At 73.3% G+C, this 18,193-nt stretch carries 14 protein-coding genes; 8 read left to right on the plus strand and 6 right to left on the minus strand.

Translation table 11 applies throughout. The annotated features are described in order from the left end of the window. Nucleotides 1-22: 22 nt before the first annotated feature. The 4 genes from PVK37_RS15260 to PVK37_RS15275 are packed head-to-tail and all read right to left on the minus strand — an operon-like array spanning nucleotide 23 to nucleotide 6,380. Nucleotides 23-997, minus strand: a complete 975-nt coding sequence (locus tag PVK37_RS15260; protein ID WP_275034669.1) for a hypothetical protein — start codon at nucleotides 995-997, stop codon at nucleotides 23-25. After that, nucleotides 994-3,468 (minus strand): AAA family ATPase, encoded by a 2,475-nt coding sequence (locus PVK37_RS15265; protein ID WP_275034670.1) that lies wholly within the window; start codon nucleotides 3,466-3,468, stop codon nucleotides 994-996. Before PVK37_RS15265 ends, PVK37_RS15260 begins: the two co-directional genes overlap by 4 nt. Beyond that, nucleotides 3,468-4,616, minus strand: a complete 1,149-nt coding sequence (locus PVK37_RS15270) for an exonuclease SbcCD subunit D (RefSeq protein WP_275034671.1) — start codon at nucleotides 4,614-4,616, stop codon at nucleotides 3,468-3,470. The genes PVK37_RS15265 and PVK37_RS15270 overlap by 1 nt, the downstream gene beginning before the upstream one ends. A gap of 15 nt (nucleotides 4,617-4,631) precedes the next feature. Continuing rightward, nucleotides 4,632-6,380 carry an ATP-binding protein gene (locus PVK37_RS15275; RefSeq protein WP_275035129.1) on the minus strand — a complete coding sequence of 583 codons (1,749 nt, stop codon included), beginning with the start codon at nucleotides 6,378-6,380 and terminating at the stop codon, nucleotides 4,632-4,634. Nucleotides 6,381-6,616: 236 nt separating this feature from the next. On the opposite strand from PVK37_RS15275, the gene PVK37_RS15280 reads away from it, so the two are divergent. Continuing rightward, complete coding sequence (locus tag PVK37_RS15280) at nucleotides 6,617-8,248, plus strand: lipase family protein (protein ID WP_275034672.1); 1,632 nt, start codon at nucleotides 6,617-6,619, stop codon at nucleotides 8,246-8,248. On the opposite strand, the gene PVK37_RS15285 is transcribed toward PVK37_RS15280, so the two are convergent. After that, on the minus strand, nucleotides 8,226-8,654 hold the full coding sequence (locus PVK37_RS15285; protein WP_275034673.1) for a DUF7144 family membrane protein: 429 nt from the start codon (nucleotides 8,652-8,654) through the stop codon (nucleotides 8,226-8,228). The two genes, PVK37_RS15280 and PVK37_RS15285, sit on opposite strands and share 23 nt — an antisense overlap. Nucleotides 8,655-8,823: 169 nt before the next feature. On the opposite strand from PVK37_RS15285, the gene PVK37_RS15290 reads away from it, so the two are divergent. After that, a complete protein-coding gene (locus tag PVK37_RS15290; RefSeq protein WP_275034674.1) occupies nucleotides 8,824-10,467 on the plus strand; it encodes an alpha/beta fold hydrolase in 1,644 nt (547 codons plus the stop codon). Between the two features lie 63 nt (nucleotides 10,468-10,530). On the opposite strand, the gene PVK37_RS15295 is transcribed toward PVK37_RS15290, so the two are convergent. Continuing rightward, a complete protein-coding gene (locus tag PVK37_RS15295) occupies nucleotides 10,531-11,277 on the minus strand; it encodes a pyrimidine reductase family protein (protein WP_275034675.1) in 747 nt (248 codons plus the stop codon). A gap of 150 nt (nucleotides 11,278-11,427) precedes the next feature. Here PVK37_RS15295 and PVK37_RS15300 point away from each other — a divergent pair, with 150 nt between their 5' ends. The 6 genes from PVK37_RS15300 to PVK37_RS15325 all read left to right on the plus strand — a co-directional run bounded on the left by PVK37_RS15300 (nucleotide 11,428) and on the right by PVK37_RS15325 (nucleotide 18,101). Next, nucleotides 11,428-11,973: a plasmid pRiA4b ORF-3 family protein gene (locus PVK37_RS15300; protein ID WP_275034676.1), complete on the plus strand. Its 546-nt coding sequence runs from the start codon at nucleotides 11,428-11,430 to the stop codon at nucleotides 11,971-11,973. Between the two features lie 225 nt (nucleotides 11,974-12,198). Further along, nucleotides 12,199-13,521 carry an ABC transporter substrate-binding protein gene (locus PVK37_RS15305; RefSeq protein ID WP_275034677.1) on the plus strand — a complete coding sequence of 441 codons (1,323 nt, stop codon included), beginning with the start codon at nucleotides 12,199-12,201 and terminating at the stop codon, nucleotides 13,519-13,521. Nucleotides 13,522-13,636: 115 nt separating this feature from the next. Continuing rightward, nucleotides 13,637-14,617, plus strand: coding sequence for a carbohydrate ABC transporter permease (locus PVK37_RS15310; protein ID WP_275034679.1), 981 nt, complete (start codon nucleotides 13,637-13,639; stop codon nucleotides 14,615-14,617). Between the two features lie 10 nt (nucleotides 14,618-14,627). Beyond that, nucleotides 14,628-15,536: a carbohydrate ABC transporter permease gene (locus tag PVK37_RS15315; RefSeq protein ID WP_275034680.1), complete on the plus strand. Its 909-nt coding sequence runs from the start codon at nucleotides 14,628-14,630 to the stop codon at nucleotides 15,534-15,536. Further along, complete coding sequence (locus tag PVK37_RS15320; protein ID WP_275034681.1) at nucleotides 15,533-16,966, plus strand: GH1 family beta-glucosidase; 1,434 nt, start codon at nucleotides 15,533-15,535, stop codon at nucleotides 16,964-16,966. The genes PVK37_RS15315 and PVK37_RS15320 overlap by 4 nt, the downstream gene beginning before the upstream one ends. 88 nt (nucleotides 16,967-17,054) lie before the next feature. Beyond that, nucleotides 17,055-18,101 (plus strand): LacI family DNA-binding transcriptional regulator, encoded by a 1,047-nt coding sequence (locus PVK37_RS15325; RefSeq protein ID WP_275034682.1) that lies wholly within the window; start codon nucleotides 17,055-17,057, stop codon nucleotides 18,099-18,101. Nucleotides 18,102-18,193 lie beyond the last annotated feature (92 nt).

An 18,193-nucleotide genomic window follows, 5' to 3' on the forward strand; every position in this document is an offset into this window, starting at 1 on the left:
GATTCACGCGGCGGGGGCAGGATCAACGCGGCGGGGCAGGGGCGGGGCGGCGGGCGGCGGTGGAGAGGGCGCGGTGCAGGAGGCGGGCGTCGCCGAGCAGGGACCGCAGCCGGCGTTCCAGGCCGGCGATCGGGATCAGGTTCTGCGGGGCGCGCGGGTCCTTGTACGGGGTGGAGGCGAACCTCGGCAGGGTGACCAGGGAGAGGTCGGCCAGCCCGATCGCCTCGGCCGGATCCAGCTCGGGGGAGCACTCCACCCGGACGATGCCCGCCCAGGGCGCGCCCCGGCCCACCGGCAGCCGCAGATACCACGACCAGCCACCCCAGGCGGTACCCAGCCGGAACACCGGGCAGCGCTGCCCCGGGGCCAGCCCGGTCACCACCGCCGCCAGCCGGGCGTCGAGGTACTGGCTGTGCTGCGTCTTGACGTACCCGAGGGTGCGCGGCAACTGCCGGCGGGCCCGCAGCGGACCGTCCACCACCAGCAGGTCGTCGTCGGTGCGGGCGGCGTTGGAGACCTCCACCTCCAGCGCGGTCAGCGGCCCCTGCACGGCGGCCGGCAGCTTGCTCAGCTCACCGCTGCCGCCGACCCGGTGCACCGGGTAGCGGACCGTGCCGGCCACCACCTCCTCCGCCGACGGGCTCGCCGTGAACAGGCCCCGGGCCACCCGCGCCCCGGCCAGCTCCGCCGCGCCCCGGCCCAGGTCACAGCGGACCACCCCGGCCGCGTACGACGCCGCCACCCCCGGGTACGACACCCCGTCCGCCTCGGCCGTCCAGACGCTGGCGTCGATCCGGCGTACCCCGTCGACCAGCAGCACCACCTGCGGGGCGCGTACCCCGGCCCGCGGGCCGAGCGCCCGCCAGTCCGCCGCCGGCAGCTCCACGTCCGGGTCAACCTGGGCGCTGCTCGGGGCGGCCGGGCCGGCCACGGACGCCTCGAACGACGCCCCGTACGCCGGATCCCAGGCGTCGACGAAGAAACCCGGCCGGGTCATCGGCCGGTCCGTTCGACCCGGGCGCTGCGGGCGTCCTTGCTGACCTCGAACCGGACCGGGATCCGTTCGGCCAGCGCCGGTACGTGGGTGACCACCCCGACCATCCGGTCACCCCGGGCGGCCAGGCTCTCCAGGGTGGCGGCGACGGTGTCCAGGGTGGCCGCGTCGAGGGTGCCGAAGCCCTCGTCCAGGACGATCGACTCCAGGCTGGCCGAGGTGGTGGACAGCCCGGCCAACTGCTCGGACAGGGCCAGCGCCAGGGCCAGCGACGCCTGGAACGTCTCCCCGCCGGACAGCGTCCGCACCCCGCGTCGCAGTCCCGCGTCGTGGTGGTCCACCACGAAGAACTCGCCCTTGTCGTGGACCAGGTCGTACTGCCCGCCGGAGAGTTCCCGCAGGATGCCGGAGGCCCCGTCGACCAGCAGGTCCAGCGCCTCGGCCAGCAGCCAGCGTTCGAAGTTGTTGGCCCGCAGGTGACCGGCGAGCGCGCGGGCCACCCGGGCGTCGCGTTCGTGCCCGGCCCGCTGCTCGCGCAGCTCGGCGGCCTGCTCACGGCGTTCCACCAGCCGCCGGTGCGCCGCCTCGGCCCGTTCCACCGCCACCGTGGCCGCGCGGACCGGGTCGTCGCCGGCCGGCAGGCCGGCGGCGGCGAAGATCCCGTCGATCCGTTCCTCCACCGCCTCGGCGGCGGCCTCCGCCTCGGCCACCGCACCGGCCAGCCCGGCCCGGTCGGCGCGCCGCCGGGCCGCCTCCCCGCCGGCCCAACCGGCCAGGGCCGTCCAGGCGGCGGCCACGTCGTCCCGGTCGGCGGCCGGCGGGCCGAACCGGGCCAGCCCGTCGCGGACCGTGTCGAAGTCCCGCCACGCGGCGCGCAGCCGCTCCTCGGCCGTGTCGAGCACGCCCCGGGCCCGCCGGGCGGCGTCCCGGCCGGACCGGACCGCGCCGGCCGCCTCGTCCAGTTCGGCCCGCAGTCGGGCGTGTTCGGCCAGGTCGTGCCGCAGCGCCGCCACCGTGGCCGCGCCGGAGAGCTGGTCGTCCAGCTCGGCCAGCCGGCCGGTGAGCTGGTCGTGCTGGGCGCGGGCCCGCAGCAGTACCCGCTCCAGCTCCCGGGCCGCCGCGTCCTGCTCCTGCACCGCCCGCCGGGCCGCCTCGCTGGCCGCCCGCGCGGCCTTACCGGCGGCCACCGCCGTCGCCACCGCCGAGCCGGCCGGCACCGCCGGCACCCGGGGCACCGGCTGCTCGCACACCGGGCACGGCGCGCCGGCGACCAGGTGGGCCCGCAACGCGACCGCCTGGTCGGTGGCCTTGGCCTCCTCGTGCGCCCGGAACGCCGCCTCCAGGTCGGCCTCGGCCCGTTCGGCCGCCGTCCGGGCCCGGGTCAGCGCGGCCACCGCCGTGTCGTGTTCCCGTTCGGCGGCGGTCAACGCGGCGGCCACCGTCGCGGTCTCCTCGGTGAGCCGGTCCCGGTCGGCGTACGCCTTCAGCAGCAGCCGCACCGTGCTCTCGTCGCCCGCCCCGGCCAGTTCGCCGCGCAGCTTCTCCTCGCGCTCCTCGGCCAGCACCACCGCCTTCGCCGCCTCGTCCACCCCGGCCCGCGCGGCGGCGACCTTCCGGGCCACCTCGGCCACCCCGTCCGGCGGGCGGACCGCGTCCAGCACGGTCAGCTCGGCGTCCAGGGCGGCCAGCGCCGCGTGCGCGTCCCGCGCCGCCGACCGCGCGGCGTCCCGCTCCGGTACGGCCGCGGCGACCGCCCCGGCCAGCTCGTGCGCCCGGTCAACCTGCGCTCGGACCTGCGCCAGCGCCGCGTCGTCGACGTCGGTCAGCCCGGCGAGCACCCGGTCGACCGCCTCCAGCTTCGCCTCGGCCTGCCCGGCCCGTTCGGTGGCCTTCTTCTGCACCGCCTCGTAGACGCCCAGGCCGAGCAGGTTCACCAGGATCTGCTGCCGGGTGGCCGGTTTGGCGTGCAGGAAGTCCGCGAACTGCCCCTGCGGCAGCACCACGCAACTGGTGAACTGCTCGTACGGCAGGCCGACCGCCGCCAGCACCGCGTCCTCCATCTCGGCCGGGCTCCCGGCGAGTACCTCGCCGAGATCGTCCGGGCTCAGCCCGGTGTCCAGCTTGGTCACGTCGAACCCGGCCGGCATGAGCTGCAACCCGGCCCCCGCGGTCTTGACGGTGCCCCGGCCGTCCCGGCGGACCACCCGGGTCGCCACGTAACGGTCCCCGGCGGACTCGAACACCAACCGGACCCGGGCCTCGGTGGCGGACGGGGCCAGCGCGTTCGCCAACCCCCGCGCGCCACCCCAGCGGGGCACCGTGCCGTAGAGGGCGAAGCAGATCGCGTCCAGCACCGTGGACTTGCCCGCACCGGTCGGCCCGACCAGCGCGAAGAAGTCCGCGTCGGTGAAGTCGACCCGGGTCTCCTCCCGGAACACCGTGAAGCCGGCCATGTCCAGTCGCATCGGTCGCATCAGCGGTCGACCTCCTCGAACAGCTCGTCGAACAGCTCCCGCACCTCGTCGTCGGCGTGCCCCCGGCTGTCCAGGTAGTCGGCGAACAACTGGCCGGGGGAGCGGCCGGCCCGCTGGGCGGCCCGCGCGCCGCCGCCCGGGGCCGGCACCAGCTCCGGGTCGATCCGGATCTCCAGCGCCCCGGGGAGCAGCTCCTGGACCTCCTCCCGCAGCCCGGCCCGGGGCTGCTCCCGGACGAACACCCGCAGCCAGCCCTCCGGCGGCTCCAGCTCGGCCAACTGGGCCAGGGTGCCGCGTACCGTCCGCAGCGGCACCGCCCCGGGCAGCGGCACCTCGCGGACCTGCGCCGCCGTCCGGGCGGTCACCTCCACCACGGTCACCGAGCAGACGTTCTCCTGCTCGCCGAAGTCGATCGCGATCGGGGAGCCGCTGTACCGCACCGGGCAGGGGCCGTCCACCCGCTGCGCCCGGTGCAGGTGCCCCAGCGCCACGTAGTGCGCGGTGCCCGGGAAGACCGTCGCCGGGACCGCGTACCCCATGACGGTGTGCGCGTCCCGTTCGCCGCCGCCGGCCGCCGCCCCCACCACGGTCAGGTGCGCGGTGACCAGGTGCACCCGGTCCGGCTCGGTGAACCCCTCGGTCAGCCGGCCGATCACCCGGCCCAGGTGGTCGGCGTACGTCTGGGTGGCCTCGGCGGCGGTCAGCTCGTACATCTCCACCGCGCGGACCGCGTACCGCTGGGAGAGGAAGGGCAGCGCGGCGAGCTGCCAGCGCTCGCCGTCGCGGGTCGTCCCGTCCACGATCAGCTCGTCGGGGGACTCCCGGACGCTGCCGCGCAGGGTGATCCCGGCGGCCTCCGCCCACGGGCGCAGCGCGTCCAGGGCCGGCCCGTTGTCGTGGTTGCCGCCGATGGCGACCACGTCCGCGCCGGTACGCCGCAGCGCGGTCAACGCCCGGGTGACCAGCCGGGTCGCCTCCGGGGTGGGCGCGCCGTTGTCGTACAGGTCACCGGCGACGATGACCAGGTCGGGCCGTTCCCGGCGGGCGACCTCGATCACCTGGGCGAGGACCTGCTTGTGCTCCTCGGCCCGGGACCGTCCCTTGAGGACCTTGCCGACGTGCCAGTCGGAGGTGTGCAGGATCTTCACCGGTGAGCTTCCCCTCTAGAACGGGATGTCGTCGTCGGATCCGCCGGAGCCGACCACCGCGAACGGGTCGGCCGCCTGGGTGATCGAGCGGAGGGTCTCCGACGGGGCGCGGCCGGCCTCGGAGACCCGGGTCGCCCAGGCCGGGAAGGGGAACTCCAGGCACAGCGGCACCGGGATGTCCGGCTGGTTGACGAACATGGTGCCCGGCTTCGCCAGCAGCGCCCGCTGCCGCTGGGCCGGCGGGAGGAAACCGTACTCCGGGCGGGACGCCTCGGCCGGGTCGAGCCGACCCACCACCCGGATCGCCGAGTTGGTGACGATCCGCCGTTCCACCTCGCTGGCCGTCTGCTGCGCCCCGACCAGGATCACCCCGAGCGACCGGCCCCGCTCGGCGATGTCAAGCAGCACCTCCTTGATCGGCGAGGAGCCCTCCCGGGGGGCGTACTTGTTCAGCTCGTCGAGCACCACGAACAGCAGCGGCTTCGCGGTGCCGGCCTTCTCCTTGCGCTCGAACTCGCCGCGCAGCGTCACCCCGACCACGAACCGCTGCGCCCGGTCCGGCAGGTTGTGCAGGTCCACCACGGTGACCTGGGCGCTCTCCGCGGTGTTGATCGAGTGCGGGCGGCGGGTGGCCAGGTCACCCCGGATCAGCCGGCCCAGGTCCTTCTTGCTGCCGATCAGCCGGCGGGCGAAGGCGTTGACGGTGCCGATGCCGACCGCGCTGCCGGCCCAGTCGCTGCGGGTCTCGTCGTCGTTGAGCTGCTCGACGATGTGGTCGACCAGGTCGCCGTACGAGCCGAGCCGGACCCCGTCGACGCTCACCCCGCCGTCGGCGGGCTGGGCGTACCGGGCCAGGTGCGCGGTGACCGCGTGCACCACCATCGTGTACTGCTGGCGTTCGTCGTCGGCGTCGGCGAAGACGTACGGCAGCAGCCGGTCGGCGCAGAACTCGCTCAGCGTCCAGTAGAAGCTGTCCACCCCGGTCAGCCGGCTGCTCACGTCCGGGGTGCCGGACGAGTCACCGGGGCGCGGCGGGGCGTACACCCGCACGTCGGGGAAGGCCCCCGCGGCCAGCCCGAGCTTCGCGTACGCCGCCCGGGTGGCGTCGTCGAGCCGGGTGTTCGGGTGGTCCAGGAAGAGCAGGTCCTCGCCCTTCACGTTGAAGATCAGCGCCTTGGCGTTGACCGCGTCCCCGCCGAGCACCCCGGAGCGGAACACCGAGTAGAGCAGGAAGGTGGCGAAGCTGGTCTTGGTCGCCACCCCGGAGATGCCGGAGATCGACACGTGCGCGCCCCGGCTGCCGTCGAGGAAGTCGGCGTTGAGGTAGACCGGCACCCCGTCCCGCCCGGTGCCCATCGGGATCCGGCGTTCCATCCGGTCGAAGTGCAGCGCCCGGGCCCGGGCGTCGCCCTCGGCCCGGTACACCACCGCGCCGGGGGTGGGCGGCACGTACAGCTCCGGGTCGACCCGGGTGGTGGTGATCTCGGCCGCCTCCTGCACCATCGCCGGCAGCGTGCCTTCGGCGATGGCGAACACGTCCGAGTCGAACTGGGCGCCCTCGTGCCGGGCGCGCACCTGGGTCACCACCCCGGCGATGGTGACCGGCTCCCGGTCGGGCAGCTCCCGCCGGGTCACCACCACGTCGTCGAGTTGCAGGTAGCTCTGCGTGGAGACCGCCGTCCAGAAGGTCAGCGGGGTGGCGTCGGCGGTGCCGAGGACCCGCCCGACCTCCTCTCCGGGGCCGCCGGAGACGTCGTCGGTCATCGCCGGGCCGTCGGTCATGGTCGGACTCCGCTGCTCAGTCGCTCGTCTCGCTCAGGGCACACGTGCTGCATCCTGCCCCAGCGGTACGACAGGTTGCCAGGCGACGCGGCCGGGAGCACCCCACGGTCACCCACCGTCACTGATCGTTGGCGAATCGTCAGGTTCTGGGGCGATCCGCCCCGCAGGTCGGGGCCGGCGCGGGATCCTGTGAGCAGCCACGACGGCGAGGGGGAGCGGTGGGGTCGACACGGAGCCGGACCGGCTGGCTGCTCGTGCTGACCACGGTGCCACCGCTGGTCGAGACCGTGATCTTCTCCGCGTTCGGCTACCGCGCCGCCCAGGCGCTCGCCCCGCAGTTGACCGCCGTCTGGCCCTACGACTCGTACCACGACATGCGCTGGCTGTTCGTCTACCACAACTCCTGGGCCGTGTTCGTGGTCGGTCTGGTCGCCCTGGTGGGCCTGCGCGGGCTCTTCTCCGGCCTGGTGACCTGGCTGGCCTGGCCGACCGGGCGGCCCCGGCCCACGTTCCGCTGGCTGCTGGTCCGCAACCTGCGGGTCGCCGCCCTCGCCGCGCTGGTGGTCAGCCCCTGGGCGATCCTGTCGGTGTTCGCCGCGGTGGTGTCGCTGTCCTGGTTCCTGGCCGCCTCGCTGGTCCCGATGCTGGTCATCGCGCCGTTCCTGCAACGGGCCGGGGTGACCGAGCACTGGTGGCGGGGGTTGCCCAGCATCGAGCAGGTCGGCTGGACCCTGCTGAACGTCGCCGCCCTCACCGTGGTCGGCGCGGCCCTCTGGTCGGTCGGCCGCTGGTGGGACCCGCTCGTGGTGATCCCCGGCGGCATCGTCAACGGGCTGCTCTGGCGGCAGACCATCCGGGCGGCCGTGCTGCCCACCCGGGTGCGCTGGGCGCGGGTGCCGGTGGCGCCGCTGGTGGCCGCCGTGCTCGTGGTCGCCGCGGCCGGCGGGTACGTCCGGGTCACCACCAACACACCCGGGCCGGGCGGTTGGCGGCCCCCGCTGATCACCCGGCCGCTGCCGGCCACCGTCGACCGGGCGGTCATCGTGCTGGCCGGGTACGGGACCGCGTACGACGGGCAGCCGGCCGTGGACCCGGCGGTGGTCCGGTTCTCCTACCGTGGCCTGGACGGCCAGGGCCGGCCACTGCCGTACGCCCCGGAGGACACCCACCGGTCGCTGGAGTCCAGCACCGCGCTGCTCGCCGCCCAGGTGGACGTGCTGCACCGGCGGACCGGCCGGCCGGTGGCGCTGGTCGGGGAGAGCGAGGGCGCGATGGTCGCCCGCACGTACGTGGAGCGACGACCGGGGTCGCCGGTCGACACGGTGCTGATGTTCAGCCCGCTGGTCCGTCCCGGCCGGGTCTACTACCCACCCCGGGACGAGCGGACCGGGTGGGGGATCGCCGCCGGCTGGGCGCTGCGGATCCTGCTCGGGCTGGGCAACCTGATCAGCCCCGGCGAGGACGTCAACGCCGACCAGCCGTTCCTCCGGTCGCTGCTGGACGACGCGCCGTTCTACCGGTCCCGTACCCTCTGCCCGGTCCCCGGGGTCCGGATGCTCGCGTTCGTGCCCACGGTGGCCGCGACCGAGGCCCCGCCCCGCGACGTCGCGGGCATCCCGGTCTTCGAGATCCCCGCCCTGCACGGTGGCCTGCTCGGCCGGGCCGTGGTCCAGGACGAGGTGGTCCGGTTCCTGGGTGGCGCACCGGTCAGCGGCGGACGGCGCGAGTACGACCTCTTCCAACGCCTCAGCGGCGCCTGGCAGGCACCCTCGCTGGTCATCTCGATCAATCCGGCCTGGCGGGTGGCACCGTCGTTCGACCCGTCGTTCACCCCGCGCCGGGCGTGCTGACCGGGCCGTCCGTCGCCACCGGCCGGGACCGCAGCACCAGCCGGGCGGCGGCCAGGTACAGCCCGAGCACCAGGGCGGCCCGCAGCGGGTGGTACGGCAGGAACAGCAGGTTGACCGCGCCGGCGGCCACCGCCGCCACCACCCCGACCCACCACGCCCACCGGCGGCCGGTGAGCACGACCAGCGCCGCGACCAGGGCCAGGCTGCCGGTGCCGACGTGCAGCCAGAGCCAGCCGGTGACGTCCAGCCGGACCAGCCCCTCGTCGGTGACGACCAGGTACGGGTCGATGTCCAGTTCGCTGACCCCGGCCAGGATGTCGACCAGGCCGGCGGACCCCAGCAGCGCCGCGGCGAGGCGGACCGCTCCCGCCGACGCGACGGTCGGGACGTGTCCCGCACCGGTCATCGGTCTCACCCCGCCGTCCTCGAGCCCCGTCCCCAGGCTAGTGCCCGAACTGGGAACTTTCCGGCGGTTGCCGCCGGCCCGGAACCCGCCGAACACCCCCGTTTCCGGCTCGCCGACGGCCCGGACGCGGCATCCTCGCGGAAGGAGCGCGGGACGGGGGGTTGGACGGATGGGGCGACCGGGCCGCCGGACCACGGCTCTGCTCGTGCTGGCCGCGTTGCCCCCGACGATCGAGGCGGCGCTGCTGGTCGGGCTGCGGCTGCCCGCCGCCGAAGGGCTGGCCCCGCAGGCCAGCGCGGTCTTCCCGTACGACTCCTACCACGACCTGCGTTGGCTGCTGGTCTACCACAACTCCTGGTTCGGGTTCGGGTCCGAGTTCGTGCTGGCGCTCCTGTTCCGGGCCGTCCTCACCACCGCGCTGATCGGGCTGGCCTGGCCGCCGGACACCCGGCCCCGCCCGTCGTGGCGGTGGCTGTTCGGCCGCAGCCTCCAGATCGCCGTGCTGGCCGCGCTGATCATCTCGCCCTGGGCGGCACTGTCGGTGGCCGCCGCTGGGGTGGCCCTGTCCTGGTACCTGCTGGCCTCGCTGGTGCCGCTGCTGCTGCTCGCCCCGTTCCTGCAACGGGCCGGCGTGGTACGCGACTGGTGGCGGGGACTCCCGTCGTGGGAGCTGACCGGCTGGACCACGCTCAACTTCGCGACGCTCACCCTGATCGGGGCCGTCACCTCCAGCGTCCTCAACTGGTGGACGGTGCCGATGGCCACCGTGGCCGGGCTGGTGAACGGACTGCTGTGGCAGCGGACGGTGCGGGCGGCGCTCCGGCCGGTCCGGATCCGCTGGCGTCGGGTACCGGTCGCGCTGATCGCGGTCCTGCTCGCGCTGGCCAGTCCACTGGTCGCCGAGAGCGTCATCGGTATCGCCGCCGGCGGGCAGCGGCAGTGGCGGCCCCCGGTGCTCCGGGAGGACCTGCCCGGCACGGTCGACCACGCGGTGATCGTGCTGGGCGGGTACGCGTCCCGCTACGACGGGCAGCCGGCCGGCGACCCGCTGGTCGAACGCTTCTCGTACCGGGGTCTCGACGGCCGGGGCCGCCCCCGGCCGTACCCGCCGGAGGCCACCCAGCAGTCCCTGACCGACAGCGCGCGCTTGCTCTCCGCGCAGGTCGACGCGGTGCACCGGCGGACACGCCTACCGGTCGCGCTGGTCGGGCAGAGCGAGGGCGCGATGGTGGCCCGTACCTTCCTGGAACTGCGGCCCCGGTCACCGGTGGACACCGTGCTGCTGTTCAGCCCGCTGGTCCGCGCCGGCCGTACCTACTACCCGCCGCCTGAGGAGAAGCAGGGCTGGGGGCTGGCGGCCGGCTGGGGGCTGCGCGGGATCTTCGCCGTGACGAACCTGACCCAGAAGGAGAAGGACCATCCGGACGTCCCGTTCGTCAGGTCGATCCTCGACGGCGCGCCGTTCTACCGCTCCCAGACGCTCTGCCCGGTGCCCGGCGTACTGATGGTGGCGTTCCTGCCGACGGTCAGCGCGGCCGAGGCCCCGCCGGGGGAGTACGCGAAGATCCCGGTCTACCAGGCGCCCGCCTTCCACGGCGGGTTGATCGGTCGGAGCGCCGCCCAGCGCCGCCTGGTGAAGGTCCTGGAGGGGGCGGTGAACGACGAGCGGCGCCGGGAGTACGCCCCGCTCCAGCGGTTCGCCGCGGCCTGGCAGGCGCCACCGCTGGCGCTGTCGGTCAACCCGGTGTGGCGGGCCGGGAGCGAGCGGGTGGTCGACCCGGCCCGCACCGGCCGGGTCTGCCGCACCCGGTGACGGCTCCCGCCACCCGGCTCCCAGTTTCCGTCGCCCGGTCCGGCCGGGTGTGCCGCCGGCCGGTCAGTCCCGGGCGTGCCGCAGCATCAGGACGCCGTCGGCGGCGGTGAGCACGTGGCGCAGTGGCAGGTCCCGGGGCGGGCCGACCGGTCCCGCCGTGATCCGGTCCGCGCCGGGGCCGGCCAGCAACGGTGCGACGGTGAGGCAGACCTCGTCCACCAGACCGGCGGTGGTGAGCGCGCCGAAGAGCCGGGGACCGCCCTCGCAGAGCAGTTGCCCGAGACCGCGTCGACGCAGCTCGGCCAGGCCGGCGGCCAGGTCGACCCGGTCGTCGCCGCAGCGGACCAGGTCGGCGACCTCGGCCAGCCCGGCCGGCGCGGTGGCGTCGGCCCGGGTCAGCACCACCGGCCGGACCGGCGCGTCGGCGAAGGCGGCCTGCGCCGGGTCGAGCCGCAGCGAGCCGGAGACCACGACCAGGGTCGGGTACTCGGCGAGCCCGTGTTCCCGCCGCCAGGCCCGGCGGGCCGGGTCGAGGCGTACCGCCCGGTAGCCCTCGTGCCGCAGCGTGCCGGCGGCGACCACCAGCGCGTCGCAGAGCATCCGGAGCACGCCGAAGACCCGCTTGTCCGGCTCACCGGAGAGCCCGGCGGAGTAGCCGTCCACGGTGACCGCGCCGTCGATGCTGGTCACGAAGTTGACTCGGAGCCGGGGACGGTCGTGGCGGCGGTAGAGCGCGGTGAGCGCGGCATCGTCCAGCGGACCGCTGGTCGGCCCGGGCCAGGCGCGGTGGATCGGGATCCGGACGCTCATTCGCTCGCCGGACCGGTGACCGGAGGGGTGGGTCCGGGGGTACGGTGCTGACAGTCGCACCAGTTCCGGCCCGGGCAGTCACCGTGCCGCTTCGCCCGACACGCTCGGCAGATCATGGTGGCAGCCTATGCCGAGGGAGGATGGGACAGCATGCCGCGTCAGATCTTCCAGTTGCAGGTCTCGCTGGCCGGGGTCCGCCCGCCGGTCCGGCGTCGGGTGCTCGTGCCCGGCGGGTACACCCTGGACCGGCTGCACCGGGTGGTGCAGTACGCGGTGGGCTGGCAGAACTGCCACCTGCACTCGTTCGAGATCGACGGGGTGCAGTACGGCGTCCCCGACCCGGTGGGCGAGTTGCCGCTGCGCGACGAGCTGGACACCCGGCTCGACGCCGTCGTGGGCAAGGGCAGCCGGTTCCGGTACACCTACGACTTCGGCGACTGGTGGGAGCACGATCTGGTGGTGGAGGACGTGCTGACCGCCGACCCGGACGAGCGCTATCCGGTCTGTCTGGACGGCGAGGGCGCCGGTCCGCCGGAGGACGTGGGCGGGCCACCGGGCTACCGGCTCCTGCTCGACGCGCTCGCCGACCCACTGCACCCGGAGCACGACGCGATGCGGGACTGGCTGGGGCGGCCGCTCGACCCGACGGCCTTCGACCCCGGCCGCGTGTCCACCCTGCTGCGCCGGCTCTGCTGACCCGCTGACGTCCGGGCCCGTCTCCCCGGTAGGGGAGACGGGCCCGCCGCATGCTCCCGGCGCGCCCGAAAAGGGGCAAGACGCCGGCCGCGAAAGCGCTCTCGCGGTAACGATATGGGAACGCTCCCACGATCTATTGACACGCCCGTTACCCGACGGCAATCTCATGGGAGCGCTCCCGGGCGCCCCCACCACAAAGCCTCACCACCGAAAGAGGGGTCAGCAATGAGCCTCACACTCCGCCGTCGGCGGTTCGCGGCCATCGCGCTCGCGTCCGTCGCGGTGATCGCCACCGCCACCGCCTGCGGAGGCGGTGACGACTCGTCGGACAGCAGCGGCAGCGCCGACGATCCGATCACCCTCACCGTCGACGTCTTCGGCGACCAGGGCTTCGGCTACGACGCGCTGTACAAGCAGTACGAGGCCGAGAACCCGAACGTCAAGATCCAGGAGCGCGGCAAGGGGCTCGGCCTGGGTGACTACAACACCCGACTGACCCAGCAGATCACCGCCGGCTCCGGCGCCGGTGACGTCGTCGCCCTCGAAGAGGGCACGATCGTGCAGTTCTACGCCCAGGCCGACAAGTTCGTGAACCTGGCCGACCACGGCGCGAACGACCTCAAGGCCAACTTCCTGCCGTGGAAGTGGGAGCAGGGCAGCACCCCCGACGGCAAGGTGCTCGGCCTCGGCACCGACGTCGGCTCGATGGCGCTGTGCTACCGCAAGGACCTCTTCCAGGCCGCCGGCCTGCCCGCCGACCGCGAGCAGGTCGGCCAGCTCTGGCCGACGTGGGACGCCTTCATCGAGGCCGGCAAGAAGTTCACCGCCGCCGACCCGAAGCACAAGTTCATCGACTCGGCGACCAACTTCTACAACGTGGTGCTGATGCAGATCGCCGGTGCCGGCACCGGCTACACGTACTACGACAAGAGCAACAAGCTCGTCATCAAGGACAACCCGGACGTCAAGGCGGCGTACGACCTCACCACCAAGCTGGTCGACGCCAAGCTGTCGAACAACCTCCAGGCGTTCTCGAACGAGTGGAACGCCGGTTTCAAGAACGGCACCTTCGCCACCATCGCCTGCCCGGCCTGGATGACCGGTGTCATCAAGGGCCAGGCCGGTGACGCGGCGGCCGGCAAGTGGGACGTCGCCAAGGCCCCCGGCGCCGGCGGCAACTGGGGCGGCTCGTTCCTCGCCGTGCCGAAGTCCAGCAAGCACGCCGCCGAGGCGGCCAAGCTGGTCAAGTTCCTGACCAGCGCCAAGGGCCAGGTCGAGGCGTTCAAGACGGTCGGCAACCTGCCGTCCTCCCCGCAGGCCCTGGCCGACCCGGCCGTGGCCGACTCGACCAACGAGTACTTCAGCGGCGCCCCGGTCGGCAAGATCTTCGCCGCCGGTGCCAGCGAGCTGAAGCCGGTCTACCTGGGCCCGAAGAACAACGCGGTCCGCACCGCCGTGGAGAACACCCTGCGCGCCGTCGAGCAGGGCAAGCCCGCTGGCGAGCAGTGGGAGGCAGCGCTGAAGAACGGCGAGGCCGCCGGCAAGTGACCCTGGCCGAGCCACCCCGGGATGGCGTCGACCGCGGCAACGCGGCGGCGCCATCCCGGTGCCTCCCCGACGTCACCCGCGCCGGTGGCGTCGCCTGACGTGTGAAGGACCGCTGATGAGCCTCGACCTGCACGCCGACGCGCCCCCCGACGGACGCCGGCCCCGCTCCACCCGTGCCGAGTCGCGCCGTCGCCTCTCGCTGACCCGGGCGGACCTGAAGTACTCGCCGTACCTGTACGTCCTGCCGTTCTTCGTCCTCTTCGCGATCTTCGGGGCGTACCCGATCGCCTACACGGTCTGGATCGCGCTCACCGACCGTTCCCCGCTGAACCCCACGATCAGCTTCGTCGGGCTGGACAACTTCGTCGAGCTGCTCACCAACGACCCGCAGTTCTGGAACGCGGTCGTCAACACGTTCGGCATGTTCGCCATGTCGACCGTGCCGCAGCTGCTGATCGCCCTGATGCTGGCGAACGCGCTCAACCGGCGGCTGCCGGCGCAGACGTTCTTCCGGATGGCCATCGCCATGCCGATCATCACCTCCACCGCCGTGGTCGCGCTGATCTTCTCGATGATCTACGCGCGCGAGTTCGGCCTGGTCAACTGGGCCCTCGACCTGGTGGGCATCGACCCGATCGACTGGCGGGCCAACCGGTTCGCCTCCTGGTTCGCCATCTCCACCATGGTCGACTGGCGGTGGATCGGCTACAACGCCCTGATCTACCTGGCCGCCATGCAGTCGATCAGCAAGGACATGTACGAGGCGGCGTCGCTGGACGGCGCGTCCCGGCGGCGGCAGTTCTGGTCGATCACCGTCCCCCAGCTCCGCCCCACGATCATCTTCACGCTGATCATCTCCACCATCGGCGGGTTGCAGCTGTTCACCGAGCCGCTGCTGTTCACCAGCGGCGCCGGCGGCATCTCCGGCGGCTCCGAAGGTCAGTTCCAGACCATCACGATGTACCTGCTCGACGTGATGAACACCCGCTTCCGCTGGGGGTACGCCGGCGCGGTCGCGCTCGTGCTGTTCCTGCTGATCGCCTTCATGTCGGTCGTGAACTACCTGCTGGCCCGTCGGATCAGCTCGGACAAGTGAGGGTACGCAGATGACGACCACGACACTCCGTCCCCCGGTACGCCAGCCCGGGCACCGGGCCGACCGGCCGTCCCGCGGGCACCGGGCCGCAGCGCTGTGGAAGGCCAGCCCGCTCACCTGGGTCGGCCTGGTCCTCGGCGTGATCCTGTCCCTCTTCCCCTTCTACTGGATGATCGTCATCGCGTCGCGTACCAACGACGCGGCGAACTCCTGGCCGCCGCCGTTCCTGCCCGGCGGCAAGCTCGGCGAGAACATCGAGCGGGTGCTCGCCAACGGCGACGCCAACGTGCTCAAGGGCCTGATGAACTCGTTCCTGGTCTCCGGGACGATCACCGTCGCCACCGTGTTCTTCGGGTCGCTCGCCGGGTTCGCCTTCGCCAAGCTCCGCTTCAAGGGCAAGAACGCGCTGCTGCTGATCATCCTCGCCTCGATGATGGTGCCGATCCAGCTCGGCGTGCTGCCGCTGTACATCCTGATGGCGAAGCTGGAGTGGCTCAACACCATGCCGTCGGTGACGGTGCCGTTCCTGATCGGCGGGTTCGGCATCTTCATGATGCGCCAGTACGCCGAACAGGCCGTGCCCAACGAGCTGATCGAGGCGGCCCGGGTGGACGGCTGCTCCACCTGGCGGATCTACTGGCACGTGGTCGCCCCGGCACTGCGGCCGGCCGCGGCGGTGCTCGGCCTGCTCACCTTCATGGAGCAGTGGAACCAGTTCTTCTGGCCGTTCGTGGTGCTCGCCGACCCGGCGAACCCGACCGTGCAGATCTCCCTGCGTAGCCTGAACACCGCCTACTTCGCCGACAACTCGCAGATCTTCGCGGGCACCCTGATCGCGACCCTGCCGTTGTTCGTGATTTTCGTCCTGTTCGGCCGCCAGATCATCGGCGGGATCATGGAAGGTGCCGTCAAGTCGTGAGCAACCCTGCCACCCCGCCCGCCGTCGGTCTCCTCGACCAGGGGCCGGAGCTGATCTTTCCGCCGGACTTCCTCTGGGGCGCGGCCACCGCCGCCTACCAGATCGAGGGGGCCGCGGCCGAGGGCGGCCGGACGACCTCGATCTGGGACACCTTCAGCCACACCGACGGCCGTACCGTCGGCGGCCACACCGGCGACGTGGCCTGCGACCACTACCACCGGATGCCCGCCGACGTGAAACTGATGGCGGAGCTGGGGCTGAAGTCGTACCGGTTCTCCATCTCCTGGCCCCGGGTGCAGCCGGGCGGCTCGGGGGCGGCCAACCAGGAGGGCCTGGACTTCTACCGCCGGCTGATCGACGAGCTGCTGGCCCACGGCATCGAGCCGTGGGTGACCCTCTACCACTGGGACCTGCCCCAGGAGCTGGAGGACGCCGGCGGCTGGCCGGTCCGGGACACCGCGTTCCGGTTCGCCGACTACGCGAAGCTCGCCCAGGACGCCCTCGGTGACCGGGTGAATTACTGGACCACCCTCAACGAGCCGTGGTGCTCGGCGTTCCTCGGGTACGGTTCCGGCGCGCACGCCCCGGGTCGCTCCGACGGCGGCGACGCGGTCCGCGCCGGGCACCACCTGATGCTCGGGCACGGCCTGGCCACCCAGGCGCTGCGCGCCGGCCGGGCGGACGCCGAGATCGGCGTGACGCTCAACCTGTACCCGGTCACCCCGGCCACCGACGCGCCCGGCGACGCCGACGCGGCCCGCCGGATCGACGGGCTCGCCAACCGGTTCTTCCTCGACCCGATCCTGCGCGGCGAGTACCCGGCCGACCTGGTCGCCGACCTGCGCGAGGTGACCGACTTCGGGCACGTCCACGACGGTGACCTGGCGACCATCTCCACCCCGCTGGACGTGGTCGGCATCAACTACTACAGCCGGCACGTGGTGGCCGCCCCGATCGAGGGGGCCGAGCCGGAGAAGTACTGGCGGGCGCCGTCCTGCTGGCCGGGCAGCGAGTCGGTGCGCTTCGTGACCCGCGGCGTGCCGGTCACCGACATGGACTGGGAGATCGACGCCCCCGGCCTGGTCGAGACGCTGCGCCGGGTGCACGAGGAGTACACCGACCTGCCGCTGTACGTGACCGAGAACGGGTCGGCGTTCGTCGACACCGTGGTCGACGGTCGGGTGGACGACACCGACCGGTTGGCGTACTTCGACGCCCACCTGCGGGCCGCGCACGAGGCGATCCGCGCGGGCGTGCCCCTGCGGGGATACTTCGCCTGGTCGCTGATGGATAATTTCGAGTGGGCGTGGGGCTACACCAAGCGCTTCGGCATGGTGTATGTCGACTACGACAGCCAGCTCCGCATCCCCAAGTCCAGTGCCAGGTGGTACGCCGAGGTGATCCGACGCAACGGTCTGGCCGCACAATAGGCCCCAGGGCCAGCCAGTGAACGGGCGGCGTCGGCGGATCTCCCCCTGCGGGGGTTCCGCCGGCCCGTCCGACGTCGGAGGAGCAGACATGACAACCCAGCGCACCCGCTCGCTCGGGCGCCCGACCCTCGACGCGGTCGCGGCCCGCGCCGGCGTCGGGCGCGGGACGGTCTCCCGCGTGGTCAACGGCTCGCCCCAGGTGAGCCCGGAGGCCCGGGCCGCGGTGCAGCAGGCCATCGCCGAGCTGGGGTACGTGCCGAACCGGGCCGCCCGAGCCCTGGTCACCCAGCGCACCGACTCGGTGGCCCTGGTGGTCAGCGAGTCGGGGGAGCGGGTCTTCACCGAACCCTTCTTCGCCGGCATCGTCCGGGGCATCAGCTCCGGGCTGCTGGACACCCCGATGCAGCTCTGGCTCGCCATGGCCCAGTCGCCGGTGGAACGCGAACGGGTCGAGCACCACCTCACCAACCAGCACGTCGACGGGGTCCTGCTGCTGTCCCTGCACGACGCCGACCCGCTGCCCACCCTGCTGGAGGAGCGCGGTCTGCCGACGGTGCTCGGTGGGCGTCCGGCCCGGATGCTGCGTCCCGGGGCCCAGCCGGCGTACTTCGTGGACGTCGACAACGTCGGCGGGGCCCGGCAGGCGGTGGAGTACCTGGTCGGCAAGGGCCGCCAGCGGATCGCCACCATCGCCGGTCCACAGGACATGGGCGCCGGCCTGGCCCGGCTGAACGGCTACCGGGAGGCCGTCACGGCCACCGGCGGCCGGGTCAACCCGGCGATGATCGCGTACGGCGACTTCAGCGAGGGCAGCGGCACCGCCTGCATGCGCCGGCTGCTGGAGTTCTGTCCGGACCTGGACGCGGTCTTCGTCGCCAGCGACCTGATGGCGTACGGGGCGCTGCGGGCGTTGCGCGAGGCCGGCCGGCGGGTCCCCGACGACGTGGCCGTGGTCGGGTACGAGGACTCGCCGATCGCCCGGCAGTCGGACCCGCCGCTGACCACGGTCTTCCAGCCGGTGGAGGAGATGGGCCGGCAGATGGCCCGACTCCTGGTGGCCCGGATCCGGGGCGACGACCTGCCCGCCCCCTACGTCCTCCTGGACACCCACATGGTCCCCCGCGCCTCCGCCTGACCCCCCCACCCCCTCCAGGGCCGCGTTGATCATGAAGTTGTTGTCCGGGCAAGCGATTTCCCGGGACAACAACTTCATGATCAACGGGGGGT

Origin of the sequence: Micromonospora cathayae, from assembly GCF_028993575.1 — a bacterium.
GTDB classification, from domain to species: Bacteria; Actinomycetota; Actinomycetes; order Mycobacteriales; family Micromonosporaceae; genus Micromonospora; species Micromonospora cathayae.

Coding starts and splice junctions, on each gene's coding strand:
- PVK37_RS15260 (WP_275034669.1), bottom strand. CDS start 997: ATGACCCGGCCGGGTTTCTTCGTCGACGCCTGGGATCCGGCGTACGGG.
- PVK37_RS15265 (WP_275034670.1), bottom strand. CDS start 3,468: ATGCGACCGATGCGACTGGACATGGCCGGCTTCACGGTGTTCCGGGAG.
- PVK37_RS15275 (WP_275035129.1), bottom strand. CDS start 6,380: ATGACCGACGACGTCTCCGGCGGCCCCGGAGAGGAGGTCGGGCGGGTC.
- PVK37_RS15285 (WP_275034673.1), bottom strand. CDS start 8,654: ATGACCGGTGCGGGACACGTCCCGACCGTCGCGTCGGCGGGAGCGGTC.
- PVK37_RS15290 (WP_275034674.1), top strand. CDS start 8,824: ATGGGGCGACCGGGCCGCCGGACCACGGCTCTGCTCGTGCTGGCCGCG.
- PVK37_RS15295 (WP_275034675.1), bottom strand. CDS start 11,277: ATGAGCGTCCGGATCCCGATCCACCGCGCCTGGCCCGGGCCGACCAGC.
- PVK37_RS15300 (WP_275034676.1), top strand. CDS start 11,428: ATGCCGCGTCAGATCTTCCAGTTGCAGGTCTCGCTGGCCGGGGTCCGC.
- PVK37_RS15305 (WP_275034677.1), top strand. CDS start 12,199: ATGAGCCTCACACTCCGCCGTCGGCGGTTCGCGGCCATCGCGCTCGCG.
- PVK37_RS15310 (WP_275034679.1), top strand. CDS start 13,637: ATGAGCCTCGACCTGCACGCCGACGCGCCCCCCGACGGACGCCGGCCC.
- PVK37_RS15315 (WP_275034680.1), top strand. CDS start 14,628: ATGACGACCACGACACTCCGTCCCCCGGTACGCCAGCCCGGGCACCGG.
- PVK37_RS15325 (WP_275034682.1), top strand. CDS start 17,055: ATGACAACCCAGCGCACCCGCTCGCTCGGGCGCCCGACCCTCGACGCG.